Annotated in this window: 10 protein-coding genes; 7 read left to right on the top strand and 3 right to left on the bottom strand. The window is 63.8% G+C overall.

Annotation, left to right across the window (positions count from 1 at the left end; genetic code table 11):
* Positions 1-51 precede the first annotated feature (51 nt).
* The gene (gene pepN / locus ASD80_RS00260; RefSeq protein ID WP_056227255.1) at positions 52-2,691 is read right to left on the bottom strand and encodes an aminopeptidase N; all 2,640 of its coding nucleotides are present in this window, start codon (positions 2,689-2,691) and stop codon (positions 52-54) included.
* Positions 2,692-2,996: 305 nt separating this feature from the next.
* Here pepN and ASD80_RS00255 point away from each other — a divergent pair, with 305 nt between their 5' ends.
* Both ASD80_RS00255 and ASD80_RS00250 read left to right on the top strand, forming a co-directional pair.
* Complete coding sequence (locus ASD80_RS00255; RefSeq protein ID WP_056227252.1) at positions 2,997-4,847, top strand: ABC transporter ATP-binding protein; 1,851 nt, start codon at positions 2,997-2,999, stop codon at positions 4,845-4,847.
* Between the two features lie 336 nt (positions 4,848-5,183).
* Positions 5,184-7,043, top strand: a complete 1,860-nt coding sequence (locus ASD80_RS00250) for an ABC transporter ATP-binding protein (protein WP_056227250.1) — start codon at positions 5,184-5,186, stop codon at positions 7,041-7,043.
* Positions 7,044-7,192: 149 nt separating this feature from the next.
* Here the strand turns inward: ASD80_RS00250 and ASD80_RS00245 are convergent, their stop codons facing one another.
* Positions 7,193-9,169, bottom strand: a complete 1,977-nt coding sequence (locus tag ASD80_RS00245; RefSeq protein ID WP_156460247.1) for a putative bifunctional diguanylate cyclase/phosphodiesterase — start codon at positions 9,167-9,169, stop codon at positions 7,193-7,195.
* Between the two features lie 260 nt (positions 9,170-9,429).
* On the opposite strand from ASD80_RS00245, the gene ASD80_RS00240 reads away from it, so the two are divergent.
* Together ASD80_RS00240 and ASD80_RS00235 are read left to right on the top strand one after the other, a co-directional pair.
* Positions 9,430-11,904 carry a beta-mannosidase gene (locus ASD80_RS00240; RefSeq protein WP_056227244.1) on the top strand — a complete coding sequence of 825 codons (2,475 nt, stop codon included), beginning with the start codon at positions 9,430-9,432 and terminating at the stop codon, positions 11,902-11,904.
* 262 nt (positions 11,905-12,166) lie between these two features.
* Positions 12,167-13,084, top strand: coding sequence for a DMT family transporter (locus tag ASD80_RS00235; RefSeq protein ID WP_082554938.1), 918 nt, complete (start codon positions 12,167-12,169; stop codon positions 13,082-13,084).
* On the opposite strand, the gene ASD80_RS00230 is transcribed toward ASD80_RS00235, so the two are convergent.
* Complete coding sequence (locus ASD80_RS00230; RefSeq protein ID WP_156460246.1) at positions 13,081-14,451, bottom strand: FGGY-family carbohydrate kinase; 1,371 nt, start codon at positions 14,449-14,451, stop codon at positions 13,081-13,083. The genes ASD80_RS00235 and ASD80_RS00230 overlap by 4 nt on opposite strands.
* A 251-nt stretch (positions 14,452-14,702) precedes the next feature.
* Between ASD80_RS00230 and ASD80_RS00225 the strand changes: the two genes are divergently transcribed.
* The 3 genes from ASD80_RS00225 to ASD80_RS00215 all read left to right on the top strand — a co-directional run bounded on the left by ASD80_RS00225 (position 14,703) and on the right by ASD80_RS00215 (position 17,223).
* Positions 14,703-15,068 (top strand): DUF488 domain-containing protein, encoded by a 366-nt coding sequence (locus ASD80_RS00225; protein WP_056227239.1) that lies wholly within the window; start codon positions 14,703-14,705, stop codon positions 15,066-15,068.
* Complete coding sequence (locus tag ASD80_RS00220; RefSeq protein ID WP_320410320.1) at positions 14,995-16,470, top strand: nitronate monooxygenase; 1,476 nt, start codon at positions 14,995-14,997, stop codon at positions 16,468-16,470. Before ASD80_RS00225 ends, ASD80_RS00220 begins: the two co-directional genes overlap by 74 nt.
* Positions 16,471-16,548: 78 nt before the next feature.
* Positions 16,549-17,223 (top strand): RNA polymerase sigma factor, encoded by a 675-nt coding sequence (locus ASD80_RS00215; protein WP_244488894.1) that lies wholly within the window; start codon positions 16,549-16,551, stop codon positions 17,221-17,223.
* Positions 17,224-17,225: the final 2 nt, after the last annotated feature.

Below are 17,225 nucleotides of genomic sequence, written 5' to 3'. Positions count from 1 at the left end.
GGTGGACGGGGGGAGGTCGTGCTTGGAGGCGAAGCGGCGCGTTCCGTGCCCTTACCTCGCCAGCATACGCGTCAGGATATCCGCGGTGTTGCGGCTGAGCGTCCCACCCGCCTGTAGCCCCGTCAGCGCTGCCTTGGCGGCTTCGCGGCGGCCGTTTTCCAGCATTGGCCAGATGCGGAAGCCGGTCAGTACCCGTGCCGCCACCTGCGGGTTGACCTTGTCGACCTCGGTGACGAAATCGGCCACGAAACGGAAGCCGGCGCCATCGGCGCGGGCGAACTGCGTCGGGTTGTTCATGACGAACGTGCCCACCAGCGAGCGCAGCCGGTTCGGATTGGTCCTGGGGAAGACCGGATCGGCCAGGATCGCCTTCATGTCATCCACGACGCCGTCGCGCGGCGCTGCGGCGGTCACGCTCAGCCATTTGTCCAGCACCAGCGGGTCGCCGCCGAACCGAGTGCGGAAGTCGGCCAGCAGGCCGGGCGCCAGCGCGGTTGTGCCATAGACGCTGGCGGAGAGGGCGGCCAGCCTGTCGGTCATGTTGCTCGCCCCGTCATATTGCTGGGCCGCCAGCAGCGCGGCGCCGGAAGCGTCGCTGGCGACAAGCAGGCTCAGCATGCGGTTGCGCAGGGCGCGACGACCGGTGCTGGCCGGGTCGGGCGCATAGGGCGCCGTGCTGGCCAGCGCGTTGTAGGTAGTGAGCATCGGCCGGGCCAGTGGTTCGAATACCGCCCGCAGCAGCCTGTTGCGCACAGCGTGGATCGCGTCGGGGTCGATATCCTTGCCGATGGTGCGGCCCATCAACTGTTCGTCGGGCAGGGCCAAAGCCAGCGCCTTGAAGGCATTGTCGAGCGTATCGCTGGCCAGCGTGTCGCCCATCGCCTGGCTCAACGCCGCCACTGCCACATCGCTCCATGGCTTGCCCTGCACTGCGTCCACGGCCAGCGCCATGCCCACATCCTGCAAGGCCTGCCAGCGATTGAACGGATCGCTGTCATGCCGGGCGAGAAACAGCTGATCCTCCTGGCTCGCGCCGGTTTCGAGGATCACGGGGGCTGAAAACCCGCGCAGCAGCGAGGGCACCGGCCGGTTCGGCACGCCGGTAAAACTCACTTCGGCACTGGCATCCTTGAGCACGATCATCTCGTCGCGCACTTCGGCGCCGCTGACCCCGCTCCAGCCCATCGGGCTGCCATTGGGCCCGATCAGCCCGAACTTGATCGGCAGCACCAGCGGCGCCTTGCTCGGCTGGCCCGGCGTCGGCAGGGTCTCCTGCTTGAGCTTGAGCGTATAGGTCTGCTTGTCGGGGTCGTAGTGCTCCGCCACCGTCAATCGCGGCGTGCCGGCCTGCAGATACCAGGTCTTGAACTGGTCGAGGTCGATATCGTTGGCGTCGGCGAATACCTGCAGGAACGCCTCGATGGTCGTGGCTTCCCCGTCATGCCGCTCGAAATAGAGGTCCATGCCCTTGCGGAAGCCGGCTTCGCCCAGCAGCGTCGCCAGCATGCGCACGATTTCGGCGCCCTTTTCGTAGACAGTGGTCGTGTAGAAGTTGTTGATTTCGCGATACTGGTCCGGGCGCGGCGGATGGGCCAGCGGCCCACCATCCTCGGGAAACTGCGCGCTGCGCAATGTCGCCACGTCCGAAATGCGCTTCACGGCGCGGCTGCGCTCGTCGCTGGTGAATTCCTGGTCGCGATAGACGGTCAGCCCTTCCTTGAGGCAGAGTTGGAACCAGTCGCGGCAGGTAATGCGGTTCCCCGTCCAGTTGTGGAAATATTCATGCGCGATGACTCGCTCGATGCCATCGTAATTGGCGTCGGTGGCGGTCTCGGGCTGGGCGAAGACCAGCCGGTCGTTGAAAATGTTGAGTCCCTTGTTCTCCATCGCACCGAAATTGAAATCGCTCACGGCGACGATGTTGAACATGTCGAGGTCATATTCCCGCCCGAACCGGCGCTCGTCCCACGCCATGGAGCGCTTGAGGCTGTCCATGGCCCACAGGCACTGGTCCTCCTTGCCGTGCTCGCAATAGATGGCGAGGGCCACCTTGCGGCCTGAAGCGGTGGTAAAGCTGTCGGTGATGGAGCCCAGGTCACCCGCCACCAGCGCAAAGAGATAGGCCGGCTTGGGGAAGGGGTCTTCCCACACGGCATAATGCATGCCGTCGCCGGCATCGCCCTTGTCGATCAGGTTGCCATTGGCCAGCAGCACCGGCGCCACGTCGCGCGGCGCGGTCATGCGCACCTTGAACACCGCCAGGTTGTCCGGCCGGTCTAGATAATAGGTGATGCGGCGGAATCCCTCGGGCTCGCATTGGGTGCACCACGTGCCGCTGGAGCGATAAAGCCCCATCAGCCTGGTATTGCCCTCGGGCTGGATGGTGACTTCGGTTTCCAGCACGAAGCGGCGCAATGGCGGCTCGACCACGGTCAGCCCATTGGCATCGGCTGCATAGGCCGAAAGCGCCAGCGGCAGCCCGTCGATGGCGATGGAGCCCAGGCTCAGCTCATCCCCGTCAAGCACCAGCGGCGTGCCCGGCGCGGTGCCTTCGCGCGGCTCGACCGTCAATTGAGCGCGCACCCTTGTATTGTCGAGCCCGATCCTGAAATCCATGTCTACTGACACGATCCGGTACGGGCTCGGCGTGTAGTCCTTCAGGAAGATGGTGTGTTCGGTTTCGGTGCGCATGGATATATTCCGCAAAAATCGTCGGTCTGAACTGTGTCTGCACCGCAACAGTAGATTCGGCGCATTCGTGTATCCTGATCGGCCAGTAACCGCTTCGGTTCACTCTTCTACGCCAATTGGGACGGCATTGGGGAGGGGCTGTTGTCGGTTGCGGCACGTTGCTCCTCTGCGCCCTCCATGGGCGTATCGAGCACGGTATCCAAAATTTCCGGTCGGCATCGCATCGGCCCGTTCGTCCTGGTTCCATCGGCTGAACCGGAGGCGCCGTCTTCGCGATGTGGCCCTGCAAATCTCGGTGACAAACAATGCTGCGTTGGTTCGAACGACGTCTTGATCCCTATCCCGGCGGCGACCCGGTAGAGCCCCCCAAGGGCCTGCTGGCTTTCTGCCTCTATTACAGCCGCGGCGCCAAGAAATGGCTGGCGCTGATGGCCTTTGCCGCCGCCGCGGTGGCCATCGGCGAAATCGTGGTCTTCGGTTTCATCGGCGATGTGGTGAACTGGCTTGCCGGCGCCGACCCGGAGACGTTCCTGGCCACCGATGGCTGGAAGCTCGCCATGATGGGCGCGATGATCGTCATCGTGCTCCCAGGCTTCGCACTGGTTTCGACCCTGACCATGCACCAGACGTTGCTGGGCAATTTCCCCCAGCGCATCCGCTGGATGAGCCACCGCTATCTCATCCGCCAGTCGATGAGCTACTTCCAGGACGAGTTTGCCGGCCGCATCGGCGCCAAGCTGATGCAGACCTCTCTCGCCGTGCGCGAAGTGGTGATGAAGCTGCTCGACATGCTGGTCTATGTCGTCGTGTACTTTACCGGCGCCGTCGTGCTGGCGGCTGCCGCGGACTGGCGGCTGGCCATTCCGTTCCTGGTCTGGCTCGCCGGCTATGTGTCGATGATGATCTATTTCATCCCGCGCATGGGCAAGATTTCCCAGGCCCAGGCCGACGCCCGCTCGATGATGACCGGCCGCATTGTCGACAGCTATACCAATATCGCCACGGTGAAGCTCTTCTCGCACTCCAATCGCGAAGAGATCTACGCCAAGGAGGCGATGGACGAGTTTCTCGACACCGTCTACCGGCAGATGCGCCTGTTCACCGTGCTCAACATGCTGGTGCTGTGGTCCAATGCCCTGCTGCTGGCCTCGGTGGGCGGCGTCGGCATCTGGCTCTGGATGCAGGGGCTGATGACGCCGGGTGCGCTGGCCGTCTCGCTGGGCCTGGTCATGCGCTTCCAGGGCATGAGCCAGTGGGTCATGTGGGAAATGTCGTCGCTGTTCGAGAATATCGGCACGGTCAAGGACGGTATTTCGTCCTTCTCGCTGCCGCGTGTCGTCTCCGACGCCCCGGAAGCCGAGCCGATCGGCGCGGTCAACGGCGATATCAAGTTCGAGAATGTCTCGTTCCACTACGGCAAGAAAACCGGCGTGATCGACAATCTCAACCTGCATATCCGCCCCGGCGAGAAGATCGGCCTGGTCGGCCGCTCCGGCGCCGGCAAGTCGACCATAGTCAACCTGCTGTTGCGCTTCTATGACCGCGCCGATGGCCACATCCTGGTCGACGGGCACGATATCGCCAAGGTCACGCAGGACAGTTTGCGCGCCAATATCGGCGTGGTGACGCAGGACACCTCCCTGCTGCACCGCTCGGTGCGTGACAACATCCTCTACGGCCGCCCCGACGCGACCGAGGCGATGATGCGCGAAGCCGCCGACCTGGCCGAGGCATCCGACTTCATCATGGGTCTCGGCGATGCCTCCGGCCGCAAGGGCTTCGATGCCCATGTCGGCGAGCGGGGCGTCAAGCTGTCCGGTGGCCAGCGCCAGCGTATCGCCATTGCCCGCGTGCTGCTCAAGAACGCCCCGATCCTGGTGCTCGACGAAGCTACCTCCGCCCTCGATTCCGAGGTCGAAGCGGCCATCCAGGGCCAGTTGCAGCTTTTGATGAAGGGCAAGACCGTGATCGCCATCGCCCACCGCCTCTCCACCATCGCCATGATGGACCGGCTGGTGGTGCTGGACAAGGGCCGTGTCGTCGAGACCGGCACCCATGCCCAGCTCGTCGATACCGGCGGCATCTACAGCCAGCTCTGGCATCGCCAGTCCGGTGGCTTCATCGACGCCGACCAGCCCGAGGAGGCAGCGCAGTGATCGGGCCAAAACCATAGTCTGCCCTCCCTCCCCCTTGAGGGGAGGGTAGCGCAGCTAGGCCGTCAGGCCTTAGCGAAGCTGGGGAGGGGGTAATTCAGTGGACGACTGAGCGACCCCCACCCCCAACCCCTCCCCTCAAGGGGGAGGGGAGGACGACTGAAGCATCCAACCAACCAAAGGAGAACCCAGATGGGTGACATCATCACGATCCGAGCAAACGGCACCACCAATCCCGGTGTGGGCGCGTCCCGCCAATCCAAACCCTCCGATCGTCACCGAACCTGACCAGCGAGTAGAAACTCCCCGTCAGGCGCGGCTCAAAATAATGAGCTCAAAATGTTCAACCGCGTCATCGACTATTTCGACCATCTCTATTCGCCCACCGCCCTGGCCGAAAACCGCCAGCCGCCCATGGGCCTCCGTGCCTTCGTCAGCTATTTCATCGGCCAGTTCCGCGCGGCCTTCATCATCCGTATCGTGCTGGTGTCCATCGGCTCCATCGCCGATGCGCTGATGCCGGTCTTTGTCGGCCTCGTGGTCGGCATGCTGGCCACCACCAATCCCGGCGACATGTTCACCACCCACGGCCAGACCTTCCTCTGGATGATCTTCGTCGTCGTGCTGGTCCGCCCGCTGACCTTCCTGCTCGATACATTGATCCGCAATCACGGCATCGTCCCCAACCTGGTCGATCTGGTGCGCTGGCAGAGCCATTGGCACGTCATCCGCCAGAGCTGGACCTTCTTCCAGAACGACTTTGCCGGGCGCATCTCCAACAAGATCATGCAGGCCGGCGAGGCCATCGAGATCGGGGTGAACCTCACCATCGACGCTGCCTGGTATGCGCTGGTCTTCGTGGTGGTGGCGATTGTCGTGTTGGCCCAGCTCGATCCGGTTCTGCTGGTGCCCATCGGGGTATGGCTGCTGCTCTATGCCGTGCTGTTCACCATTACAATGCCGCTCATCGCCCGCTATTCCGAGGAACTGTCGGAGAGCAAATCGGTGATGACCGGCCGGATCGTCGACAGCTATACCAATATCCAGACGCTGAAGACCTTCTCCACCGGCGACCACGAAGATCGCTATGTGGCGGACTCCATCGAGGACCACGCCATCAGCTTCCGCAAGCTGATGCGGGTGTTCACCTATATGTGGTCCACTTTGTTCCTGCTCAATGCGGGCCTGGTGGTCTCGGTCACCTGGCTGGCGCTGACCGGCTGGAACAATGGCGTGCTGACCGCTGCTGCCGTGGCGACCGCCATTCCCTTCGCCCTGCAGATCATGAACATGAGCGGGTGGATCCTCGAAATCGGCTCCAACATCTTCCGTCAGGTCGGCAATGTCAGGGACTCGATGGATACCATCGCCCAGCCCCTGACCATGCTCGACAAGCCGGAGGCAAACCATCTCGACGTTACCAAGGGCGAGCTGGCCTATGACAATGTCAGCTTCAACTACTGGCGCGGCAAGGAAGGGAGCGTCATCGACGCCTTCAACCTGACAGTGGCGCCGGGCGAGAAGATCGGTCTTGTCGGCCGCTCGGGCTCCGGCAAGTCGACGCTGGTGAACCTGGCTCTGCGCATGTTCGACGTGCAGGACGGCGCCATCCGCATTGATGGGCAGGATGTCCGCGACGTCACGCAGGAAAGCGTGCGCGCCGCCATTGGCCTGGTCAGCCAGGATACCTCCTTGCTGCATCGCTCGGTCCGCGAAAATCTCAAATACGGTCGCCAGTCGGCGAGCGATGAGGAGATGATGCGGGCGGCCGAACAGGCCAAGGTGCATGACGTGATCATGGGCCTGGTCGATCCCAAGGGGAACAGGGGCTATGACGCCCATGTCGGCGAGCGCGGCGTCAAGCTCTCGGGCGGCCAGCGCCAGCGCGTCGCCATCGCCCGCGTGCTGCTCAAGAATGCGCCGATCCTGGTGCTGGACGAGGCCACGTCGGCTCTCGACTCCGAAGTCGAGGCGGCCATCCAGGAACAGCTGACCAGCCTGATGCAGGGCAAGACAGTGATCGCCATCGCCCACCGCCTCTCCACCATCGCGGCAATGGATCGGCTGGTGGTGCTGGAACAGGGCCGGATCGTGGAGGAGGGCACCCATGCCCAGCTCCTCGCCTCCGGCGGTCACTACGCCCACCTCTGGGAACGCCAGTCCGGCGGTTTCCTGGATCTGGACGCTGCGGCGGAATAGGGGAGCCCGCCCATGCCTCCCACCCACAATCGCTTCCCCCGGACTTGATCCGGGGGTCTCTCGCCACTTGCGCTGCGTTGATGGAGACCCGCGGATCAAGTCCGCGGGAAGCGCCGGATGGTGTGGAAGTGTCGTGGCTATAGGAAGCTTCAGCCCGCCGCGCCGAATATCTGGCGGCGGTGCTGCTGCCAGCCCTTGTTTTCGCCGGCAATGTGGTCGAGCACCTTCTCTTCGCTCATCGGCCGGCCGAACAGGTAGCCTTGCATGACAGTGCCGCCGAGCCCCAGCAGGGCATCGAGCTGCTGTTCGGTCTCGATACCTTCGAACACGCAGGAAATGCCCAGGTTGCGGCAGAGATCGACCGTGGTCTTGATGATCGCCCGGCTGGTCGGATCATCGGTGACTTCGGCGACGAAGCTGCGATCCACCTTGATGCGGTTGAGCGGCAGCTTCTGCACATGCGTCAGGCTGGAATGGCCGGTGCCGAAATCGTCCAGCGCGATGCGCGACCCCAGCGCCAGCAGCGCCAGCAGGCCTTCATTGGCCTGGGCCATGTCGCGCATAACGGCGGTTTCGGTGATTTCGAAGTCGATGCGGCAGGGCTTGCCGGCCTGTTCCACCAGCCTGGCGATGGCTTCCATGGCCGTGGTGGAGCCCAGGTCATGGGCCGAAAGGTTGACCGACAAGCGCAGTGATTTCGGCAGCCTGGCGGAAACGGCCAGCGCCTGGCGCAACACGGTCTGGGTAATCTTGGAAATCATCCCGGTCCGCTCGGCCAATGGGATGAATTCGCTCGGGGAAACCTCGCCCAGGGTCGGGCTGCGCCAGCGGGCCAACACCTCGTAGCCGGTTGTCCGGTTCAGCGCGATATCGAATTGCGGCTGGAACAGGATATGGATTTCCCGGTCGAGATCGGCCGTGTGCAGGGCATGCTCCATCCGCCGCACCCGGCTCAGTTCATCCGCATGCCGGTCCGAAAACACCAAGGCGTGCCCGCGCGCTTCCCGCTTGGCCACCCAGGTCGCATAGTCCGCGCGATCGAACAGCGTTTCGGCCGTATCGCCGGGTTTCGACGCGGCAAACCCGGCCGACGCCGACAGATGCACCGTTCCCAGCTTCAATTCGAACGATGGCCGCATGGCTGTGGTCAGCACATCGCCGCATGCCTGGAGTGACGCCTCGTCGGTCGCTCCCGACAGGATCAGCGCAAAGCTGTTCGAACCCAGCCGCGCCACGAAGGTCGATGTCTGCCGCAGCATATTGATGCGGTTGGCGACCTCGGCCAGTACGCGATCACCGGTGATCTGGCCGAATATGTCGTTGACCGACTTGAAGTTGTCGAGGTCCAGCCGGGCGACGGCAATCTGGCGGTGTTCGGCATCCGCCCTGTCCAGAATGGCCTGCAGGTGCCGGTCGAACGAGCGCCGGTTCGGCAGGCCGGTCAGCGCGTCGATATTGGCGAGCCGGTAGTTCTCGTCCGACAGGCGCTGGGTTTCGGCCTGCTTGTGCTCCATCTCGGCGCGCGAGGCCACCAGGGCGCTGAAATCCCGATAATTGTTGAGCAGCACCGTCATCAGCGCTGCCACCACCAGCAGCAGGTTGATGGCCAGCGCCAGGAAAACCCAGTTGCCGCTGGTTGTGAAGAATGCGGTGAACGGAATGACGACGCATAGCGCCACCATTGTCGCCGCGCCGCGCAGATGCATGAGGCAATAGACACAGCCGATGCTGGTAATCCCCATGTAGAAAGCGACATGCGATTGCTGGAAGGGCCCGCCATAGGGGTAAAGGCTCAATGCCCAGGCCGAGAAACTGATGCCCAGCCCGGCTGCAACCCACACAGTGCTCGCCAGCAGCCGCCTTGCCCTGGCATAGCTCATGGGTTTGCCTTGCGAGCGCCACCAGGTGACGACGCGAATGGCGCAGGCCAGTGCCAGCAATGCCGGTATGTAGAGCCGCAGCAAGTCCGGTGCATCGGTATGGGTCGCGGCCAGGGCCAGCGAATTGACCAGCAGGATGCCATACATCAGCGGAACCTGCTGGCTGAAGGCAAGTGCTTGTGCCTGCACCAGTTCCGAATTGTCCGGAACGGCAAAGTACTGCACCAACCTTTTTACTGCCGACATGGCCGCGACGAGCTCCTTGCTCACCGGTCGAGGTTATGCGGCCAAACCCTAATACATGTGTAAACGGCAATGCAGGATTCGGGCGTTTGCCGCAAATTCTGGTCGTCGCAACGATGCAATTGGTCAAAAATTCCATCACGCCACCCATTGGAAGGCGTCGCGAGACCGGCTAGAACCCGCTGCAATCGATTGCAACGGAAGTCCGGGCGTCGACATCCAGCAGCCCCGGCGCCTTTGCAGGTGCCGCCAGGAGACGTCCCATGGCCCTTGCCGCCACCTATTCCGCCCTCGATCTCGCAGGAACCTTTACCCTGTCTTCGCCGACGAAGGCCATCAAGACGCCCATCACCCTGCCGGGCGACGTTCATACTGCATTGCTGGCCGCCGACCACATCCCCGACCCCTATTTCGGTGAAAACGAAAAGACGGTGATGTGGGTCAACGAGACCGCCTGGTCGGTCGAACGCAGCTTTTCCGCTTCGGCCACCGATATCGACGGCTACCTGACCCTGACTCTCGCGGAAGTGGATTGCATTGCCACCGTCCTGCTCAATGGCGAAGTCATCGCCAGAACGCAGAACAGCTTCATCCGCAACGATATCGACGTGACCGGCAAGGTGCGTGAGGGTGACAACACCCTCCGCATCGACTTCGACATCGCGCCCGACGTGGCCAAGGCGCGCGCCGACGCGCACCCCTTCCCGATCCCCTTCACCTACAATTACCAGACCAATGGCTTGAAGGGCATCCACATGAACTTCATCCGCAAGGCGGCCTGCCATGCGGGCTGGGACTGGGGCATCTGCGTCATGCCCATTGGCGTCTATGGCACGATGCGCCTGCGCAAGTCGCGACTGGCCCGCCAGGACAGCGTCCAGGTCGATCAGGCTCATGGCAGCAAATCGGTCGAACTGTCGATAAAGACTCGGCTTTTCGCCTTCGCCCACGGTGAAGTGGAACTTGAACACACCATCGATGGCCAGGTCGTCACCGACAAACTCGTGGTGCAGAAGGGCGAGAACGTCTTCACCCACAACCTCACTATCCACGATCCGAAATTGTGGTGGCCGGCCGGGCAGGGCGAGCAGCCGCTCTATGAGCTGGTGACCAATCTCGAAGGCGAAAAGACCACGCGCCAGATCGGCCTGCGCAAGCTTGAATGGATCGTCGAGAAGGACGAGATCGACCACTCCTTCAAGTGCCGCATCAATGGCCGCGACATCACCATGATGGGCGCCAACTGGATTCCGGCCGACGCCATCCCCTCGCGCATTACCCCAGCCACCATCCGCGACCTGCTCGACAGCGCCAGGGCCGCCAATATGAACATGCTCCGCATCTGGGGCGGTGGTCAGTATGAGCCCGACTACTTCTATGAGATGTGCGACGAGCTCGGCATCCTCATCTGGCACGATTTCATGTTCGCCTGCATGAGCTATCCATCCGATCGGCCATTCCTTGACAATGTCCGCACCGAGATCACCCAGCAGGTCCGCCGCCTCAGCCACCACGCCTCGATTGCGCTGTGGTGCGGCGACAACGAAGTCATCGGCTCACTGCACTGGTATCCGGAAACCAAGGCCGCGCCCGAGCGCTACGTCGCCAACTACGACCGCCTCAACTCGATGCTCGGCAACATCGTCGAGGACGAGGATCCGGCCCGCCGCTTCTGGCCGTCCTCGCCCTCCATGGGCTATCTCGACTTCTCCGACGGCTGGCACGCCGACACCCGTGGCGACACCCACTATTGGGACGTCTGGCATTCGGCCAAGGCCTTCGACGCCTATCGCAGCGTCAATCCGCGCTTTGCCTCCGAATTCGGCTTCCAGTCCTTCACCTCGATGAATGTCATCGAGACCTTCGCCGAGGAAAAGGACCGCAACCCGTCCTCCCCCGTGATGGAAAACCACCAGCGTAACAATGGCGGCAATGCACGCATCCTCGAAACCATGACGCGCTACTTCCGCTTCCCGCGTGACTTCGACCAGATGGTGTTTTTGAGCCAGATCCAGCAGGGCCTCGCCATCAAGACCGCCATCGAATACTGGCGCTCCACCAAGCCGCGCTGCATGGGCACGCTGTTCTGGCAGATCAACGACATCTGGCCGGTGGCCAGCTGGTCCAGCCTCGATTACGGCGGGCAGTGGAAACTGCTGCAATACATGGCCAAGCGCTTTTTCCTGCCGGTCAACATCGTTGCCGTGCCGAGCAAGGACAATGCAGACATCACCTTCCGCGGCATCAACGATACGGGCAAGCCGACCTCGGTCGCTCTCGAAATCCGCGCCGTCAAGGTGAGCGGCGGCGATCGTATTGTCTTCTCGGGCAATGCCGCAATCGGGGCCGACGCCGCCATTTCCATCACCACCTTGCAGGCCGCCGATCTGGCGGGTGACGAATTCCTGTTCTTCTCGTGGCGTGATGCCTCCGGCAAGCTGCTGGGCGAAAACGACTATTTTCCCAAGCCCTACAAGGCCTACGAACTCGTCGAGCCCAAAGTGCGGGCCGCCTGGTCCGATGTCGATGGCCAGCTCGTGCTGAGCCTTGCCAGCGACAGGCCGGCTTTGTTCGTCACCGCCAGCGTCGATGTTCCCGGCTACTTCTCGGACAATGCCGTGACCCTGCTGCCGGGCCGTCCCACCGAACTGACTTTCATCCCGCGTCACGGCGCCGCGCCATCACCGGCAGAACTGGTGCAGTCGCTCAAGGTCCGCAACCTAAGTGAGACGTTCTAAGGCGCGGTGACTGCACTACATCGCCCTCGGCTTGACCACTCCCAACACGGCACAAACGGTGAGTGGTCAGGCCCGAGGACCGTACGGTGCAGACCGACTTCCGCAAACTTCCATACAAGTTGTCATTGACTCCGTGCCCTCTATCATCCATCGCTGATGGCCCGCGTCCGTGCGCGCCAATCCGCGCAATGCCGCCTTCGCCGGATATCTGATGACCAGTCTTGCCTCGCGTCGCGCCGCCATATTGGTCCGGATCTAGCCAATGGCCCACGCCGTCTTACCCGTGGAAAGCCGGGCCAATCTTGGCATCATGCTGGTGCTGGCGTCCCAGCTCGTGCTGCTCGTCCTCGACGTTTCGGCCAAATGGCTGTCGATCGAGGGGCTCCCCACGTCGGAAATCGTGTTCATGCGCTATGGCATGCACCTGATCCTGCTTCTGTTGCTCTTCCTGCCGGTCAGCGGATCGCGCCTGTTCGTCAGCAACAACTGGAAGCTCGAAGTCCTGCGCGGCATATGCCTGCTGACCACGACGGGCCTCAATTTCCTGGCCATGCGCTATTTGCCGCTGACCGTAACCAGCGCCATTCAATTCACCTCGCCATTGATGATTTGCGCCATGTCGGGACCCCTGCTTGGCGACAAGGTGGGATGGCGCCGCTGGATGGCCATCGGTGTCGGTTTCCTGGGTATTCTGGTTATTGTGCGGCCCGGCACCGAGGCGTTCCAGCCGGCTGCGCTGCTCAGCCTTGGCTGCGCTTTCTTTCTCGCGCTGTTCTCGATCATGACGCGCAAGCTGGCCGGGGTGGATACCGCGCAGACGCAGCAGTTCTATGCCGGCGCCACGCCCGTCATCCTGCTCCTGCCCATAGCGTTCACCGACTGGGCCTGGCCCAGCCAGCCCATATCCTGGCTGGCCTTTTTCATCATGGGTGCCGCCGGCCTGGGCGGGCACTACCTCAATTCGGTGGCGCACCGCTTCGCTTCGCCCGCAATCCTGGCGCCGTTCAGCTATCTCAGTCTTATCTATCTGTCCTTGGCCAGTTGGCTCATCTTCCAGCAGCCGCCAGACCAATGGTTCATTCTGGGCGTCTGCATCATCGTGTCGAGCGGCCTCTTCATCTGGCTGCGCGAGCGGGCGCTGGCCAAGGCGGAATCGGCCGTCGAGGTCGGTGAACGCTAGCGTTTCCCAGGCGATGCGGCCGCGCGCCAGCGTTGCGCATAGGCGTCGAAGCCCGGCACGTTGAGCGGCACGATTTGTGTGCCCGGCGCCCCCCGCTGTTCGCCCGCGCCAAACAGCATGCTGGCGCCCAGGCTCGTTCCGGTCGCATCCCCCGATGCACTCACGGGGACGCCCGCCAGCCGCGCCAGCGCCTGCCCGAACAGGGCATTGCGCGCCAATGGTCCTTCGATGATGATCTCGCGTCCCAGCCCGCAGAGGTCGAGGCAGGCGCGCGTCATCAGCGCCAGGTAGAGCGAGGCTGCCGCCGTCCGCTCGGCCGCCGTCTCCGGCTCGTGCGTCCAGTGTCCGGCAGCGGTGGGGAAGGGGCCAACTCCGGGCAGGAAGCTCGGCTGTACCCGAATATCTGCGGCAATGGCCCGCGCAATATCGGCCGCACTCGGTTCGACAATGTTGGGCACCAGCCGGTCGAATTCGCGCCCACCCATGAACCGCGCCGTCGGCACCGCCCGTCCGAAGGCGTCGACATTGGCAAGGCTGTCCCGCGCCGGATCGAGCCCTGCCGTATCCCCGCCCACCGTCATGGCGATGGCCCAGGTCCCGGTGGAAAGGATAGTGAAGGGCGCTTCATGCGCCCCCAGATGTGGCAGCAGCGAGGCGTTGGAATCGTGGATGCCGCACGTCACCGGCGTATCGGCCCCGAGCCCGGTCGCTGCGGCGACTTCGGGCGAAACGGCCCCCAGCACCGACGCGGCCGGGCTGATCGCCGGGAACAGTCCCGCCCAGCCCTGCGCTCCGACCATGCCGGAAAACGTGGCCCGTCCCGGCGCCCACAAATCGGTGTGGCACCCCAGCGACGTCACCTCGCTCGCCATCACGCCGGTCAGCCGCCACGCCCAATATTGCGGATAGGTCAGGATCGCCGTTGTCCGCGCGAAAGCCGCCCCATGCGCTCGCGACTGCCAGAATATCTGCGCGCCCAGATTGAGCCCGTTGGGCAGGCGCGGCGACAGGCTCTCGGCAAAATCCGGCCGCGCGGCGCCATAGGCTTCCGCCGTCTCTTCCGGCCCGGCATGCTCATAGTCCAGCACCGGCATGGCCAGACCGCCATCCGCCACCAAAGCCGCCGTTGCACCATGCGTGGTGATGGAAATCCCGTCCACGCCATGCTCGGCCCGCAGCGCCTTGAGACTGTCGAGGATAAAGCTCCACAACATCTCCACATCGGCATGCGGATAGAGCCCGTCGCGTCGCACGACATTGGGCGTGCTGCGCGCCGCCACCTGCTGCCGCGTCGCTGCGTCGATCAACACCACCTTGGCATTGGTCTTGCCGATATCAATGACGGCAATGGAGCGGGGCAGGGGCATGGCGGGCACTCGACGATTCCGTTGCAGCGCCAATACCGGAAATTGCGCGGCTACGCCATCGCTAACATGTTAGGCGCCTGCTCATCGCCGGACGCGACATAATAGTCGTTGAACTGATTTATCCATCGGCGCTAGCGTTGCAGTGAGCCTCGGAAGCGCCGCCTCTTGCGGCCTGGCCACCGGTGGGAGGATGTCGAAGATGAGAGCGTGTCTCCGCGATCTGCTGGTCGCCTGCTCCTGGCGCGTCTGAGATGCCCGATCTCCCCGCCCATTTTGCCGTCAAGCGCATCTACGAGCCCTCGGCGCCTGGCGATGGAACGCGCGTGCTGGTCGATCGGCTGTGGCCGCGTGGCATGACCAGGGCCGAGGCGCAGATCGACCAATGGCTCAAGGCGGTGGCGCCCAGCCCGGCCCTGCGGAAATGGTTCGGCCATGACCCTGCCAATTGGGACGAGTTTGGCCACCGCTACCGCGCAGAACTCGCCGCCAATACCGAAGCGGTCGACCAATTGCGCGGCATGCACGGCAAGGTCACGCTGCTTTATGCCGCCCATGACGAGCGGCACAATCACGCGCTGGTGCTGCTCGATTTCCTGCAATCGCCTCGAAAGGCCTGAAATGACACTGCCTCATAGCCCCGCCTGCGACTTGCTGGGGAGCAGGATTCCCCTTGTTCTGGCGGGGATGGGTGGGGTGGCCCGCGCCGAACTGGTATCGGCGGTTACCGCGTCGGGCGGCTTCGGCTTTCTCGGCATGGTGCGCGAGCCGCCCGAATTGATCCAACGGGAAGTCGAGCGCCTGCGCCAGTCGGGCCACCGGCATTTCGGGGTGAACATCATTCCCGCCGCCACCGATCCGGCTTTGCTGGAGCGGCAGGTGGCGACCTGCATCGAACTGGCCGTTCCCGTTGTCGGCACCTTCTGGGATCTCGATGGGCACGTGACGCGGCGCCTGCGCGACGCCGGGATCATGGTGGTCCATCAGGTGGGATCGGTCGACGAGGCCATTGAGGCGGAGCGCGCCGGTGTCGAGATCGTCATTGCCCAGGGGCGCGAGGCGGGCGGTCATGTGCGTGGCGTGCGCCCGCTCCGCGACCTGCTGCCCGAGGTGTGCGCCGCAATCAACATCCCTGTCCTGGCGGCCGGCGGCATGGCGACCGGAGGCGACCTCGTGACGGCCATGGCGCTGGGGGCCGCCGGCATCGTACTGGGCACCGCCCTGATGGCCACCGAGGAATCCTTCGCCCACCCCTATCACAAGCAGCGGCTGCTGGCGGCCGATGCCGCCGATACCGTGCTGACCAGCAGCTTCCACATCAACTGGCCGCCCAATGCACCGGTTCGCGTGCTCAAGAGCGACGTCACCAGCGGCGCCCGCGGCGATCCACACGCTCCCGAACGCACGGTCATCGGCGACGAGGAAGGCCGTCCGATCTACCTGTTCAGCACGGATTCGCCCCTGCGCTCGATGACCGGGGATTTCGAATCCATGGCCCTTTATGCCGGCACCGGCATTGGTCGCATCCATGACATCGGCAGCGCGGCGGCGCGGCTGCAAACCATCCTTGTCCAGGCCGCGGAACTGCTGGCGGTCGATCCGGCGGACACTGGCGACCAAGACGTAGAGGTCAGCTCGTCCGTCTGTTACGCCGGAGAAATGAACGGCGCCTATATGGGCGAGGCGGACCTGGCCGACGATCTCTGGCTGCTCGCCGCCCAGATGCAAGCGGCATTGCGCGCCGCGCTGGCGCAGGGTGTCGATCCCGCCGCCGCGAGCCAGCCGCCCTTTGCGGCAGATGCAGCGGCGCTTGCAAGCTGGTCGTTGCAGGTGCGGCAATTGGCGGAAGGTGAGGGCGCGGCCACCGCCCATCCCATCGTGCCCGGCAAGCTGCCGCCCCGCGCTTTGCTGCTGCAAGGCCTTGGCGCCCTGGTGCCGCGGATCACGCGGCCGGGCCTGCGCGACCGGCTGGCGCGGCTGCGGCTTTTTCTTGCCGCCGAGGAGCGGGACGCCTCGGCGTGAACCCTTGGCGCGGCGGGAACCTTTCGCGCCACCCGGCATCCAATGGCGGCAATAGGAAAGATCGGCATCGACATGACAATGACGAGCGACGCCGTGGAAAGTGAACAGGCCCTTGTCGCACAAGCGCGGCAGGGCAGCGAAGCTGCCATTCGCCGGCTGATCAAGGCCAACAACCAGCGGTTGTTCCGGGTGGCGCGTGGCGTCCTGCGCAATGATGGGGAAGCCGAGGATGTGGTGCAGGCGACCTATGTGAAGGCCTTCACCCATCTCGACACCTTTCGCGGGGAGTCGCAGTTTTCCACCTGGCTCACCCGCATTGCCCTCAACGATGCGCTGGGGCGGATGCGCAAGCGCCGGGTCACCACCGAGCTGACGGCATTGGACGCCGCGACCGAGGCCGATGCGGGCCTCGCCCTCCTGTTCCCGATCTCCCTGGTGCCCCTTCCTGCCGATAGCGAGGCTGACCGAACCGAAATGCGAAAACTGCTTGAACACGCCATCGACGAATTGCCGGAGGCTTTCCGGCTCGTTTTCATCCTGCGCGACATCGAAGGGCTGTCGGCGGCCGAGGCCGGCAGCCAGCTCGATATCAAGGCCGAAACCGTCAAGACACGTCTCCACCGGGCCCGGCAATTGCTGCGAGCCGCCCTGGAGAGGCAGATCGCCGGCGGCTTCGCCGAGGTCTTTCCCTTCGATGGCGCCCGCTGCGACAACATGGCCGACCGTGTAATTGCTGCCATCTCGGCGGGCTGACG

The organism is Devosia sp. Root635 (assembly GCF_001427605.1).
In the GTDB taxonomy this organism is placed as follows: domain Bacteria; phylum Pseudomonadota; class Alphaproteobacteria; order Rhizobiales; family Devosiaceae; genus Devosia.
The sequence above is the reverse complement of the archived record's forward strand: the minus strand, read 5'-3'. Positions and strand labels throughout refer to the sequence as shown.

Coding starts and splice junctions, on each gene's coding strand:
- ASD80_RS00250 (WP_056227250.1), top strand. CDS start 5,184: ATGTTCAACCGCGTCATCGACTATTTCGACCATCTCTATTCGCCCACC.
- ASD80_RS00225 (WP_056227239.1), top strand. CDS start 14,703: ATGCCCGATCTCCCCGCCCATTTTGCCGTCAAGCGCATCTACGAGCCC.
- ASD80_RS00230 (WP_156460246.1), bottom strand. CDS start 14,451: ATGCCCCTGCCCCGCTCCATTGCCGTCATTGATATCGGCAAGACCAAT.
- pepN (WP_056227255.1), bottom strand. CDS start 2,691: ATGCGCACCGAAACCGAACACACCATCTTCCTGAAGGACTACACGCCG.
- ASD80_RS00255 (WP_056227252.1), top strand. CDS start 2,997: ATGCTGCGTTGGTTCGAACGACGTCTTGATCCCTATCCCGGCGGCGAC.
- ASD80_RS00245 (WP_156460247.1), bottom strand. CDS start 9,169: ATGTCGGCAGTAAAAAGGTTGGTGCAGTACTTTGCCGTTCCGGACAAT.
- ASD80_RS00215 (WP_244488894.1), top strand. CDS start 16,549: ATGACGAGCGACGCCGTGGAAAGTGAACAGGCCCTTGTCGCACAAGCG.
- ASD80_RS00220 (WP_320410320.1), top strand. CDS start 14,995: ATGCCGCCCATGACGAGCGGCACAATCACGCGCTGGTGCTGCTCGATT.
- ASD80_RS00235 (WP_082554938.1), top strand. CDS start 12,167: ATGGCCCACGCCGTCTTACCCGTGGAAAGCCGGGCCAATCTTGGCATC.
- ASD80_RS00240 (WP_056227244.1), top strand. CDS start 9,430: ATGGCCCTTGCCGCCACCTATTCCGCCCTCGATCTCGCAGGAACCTTT.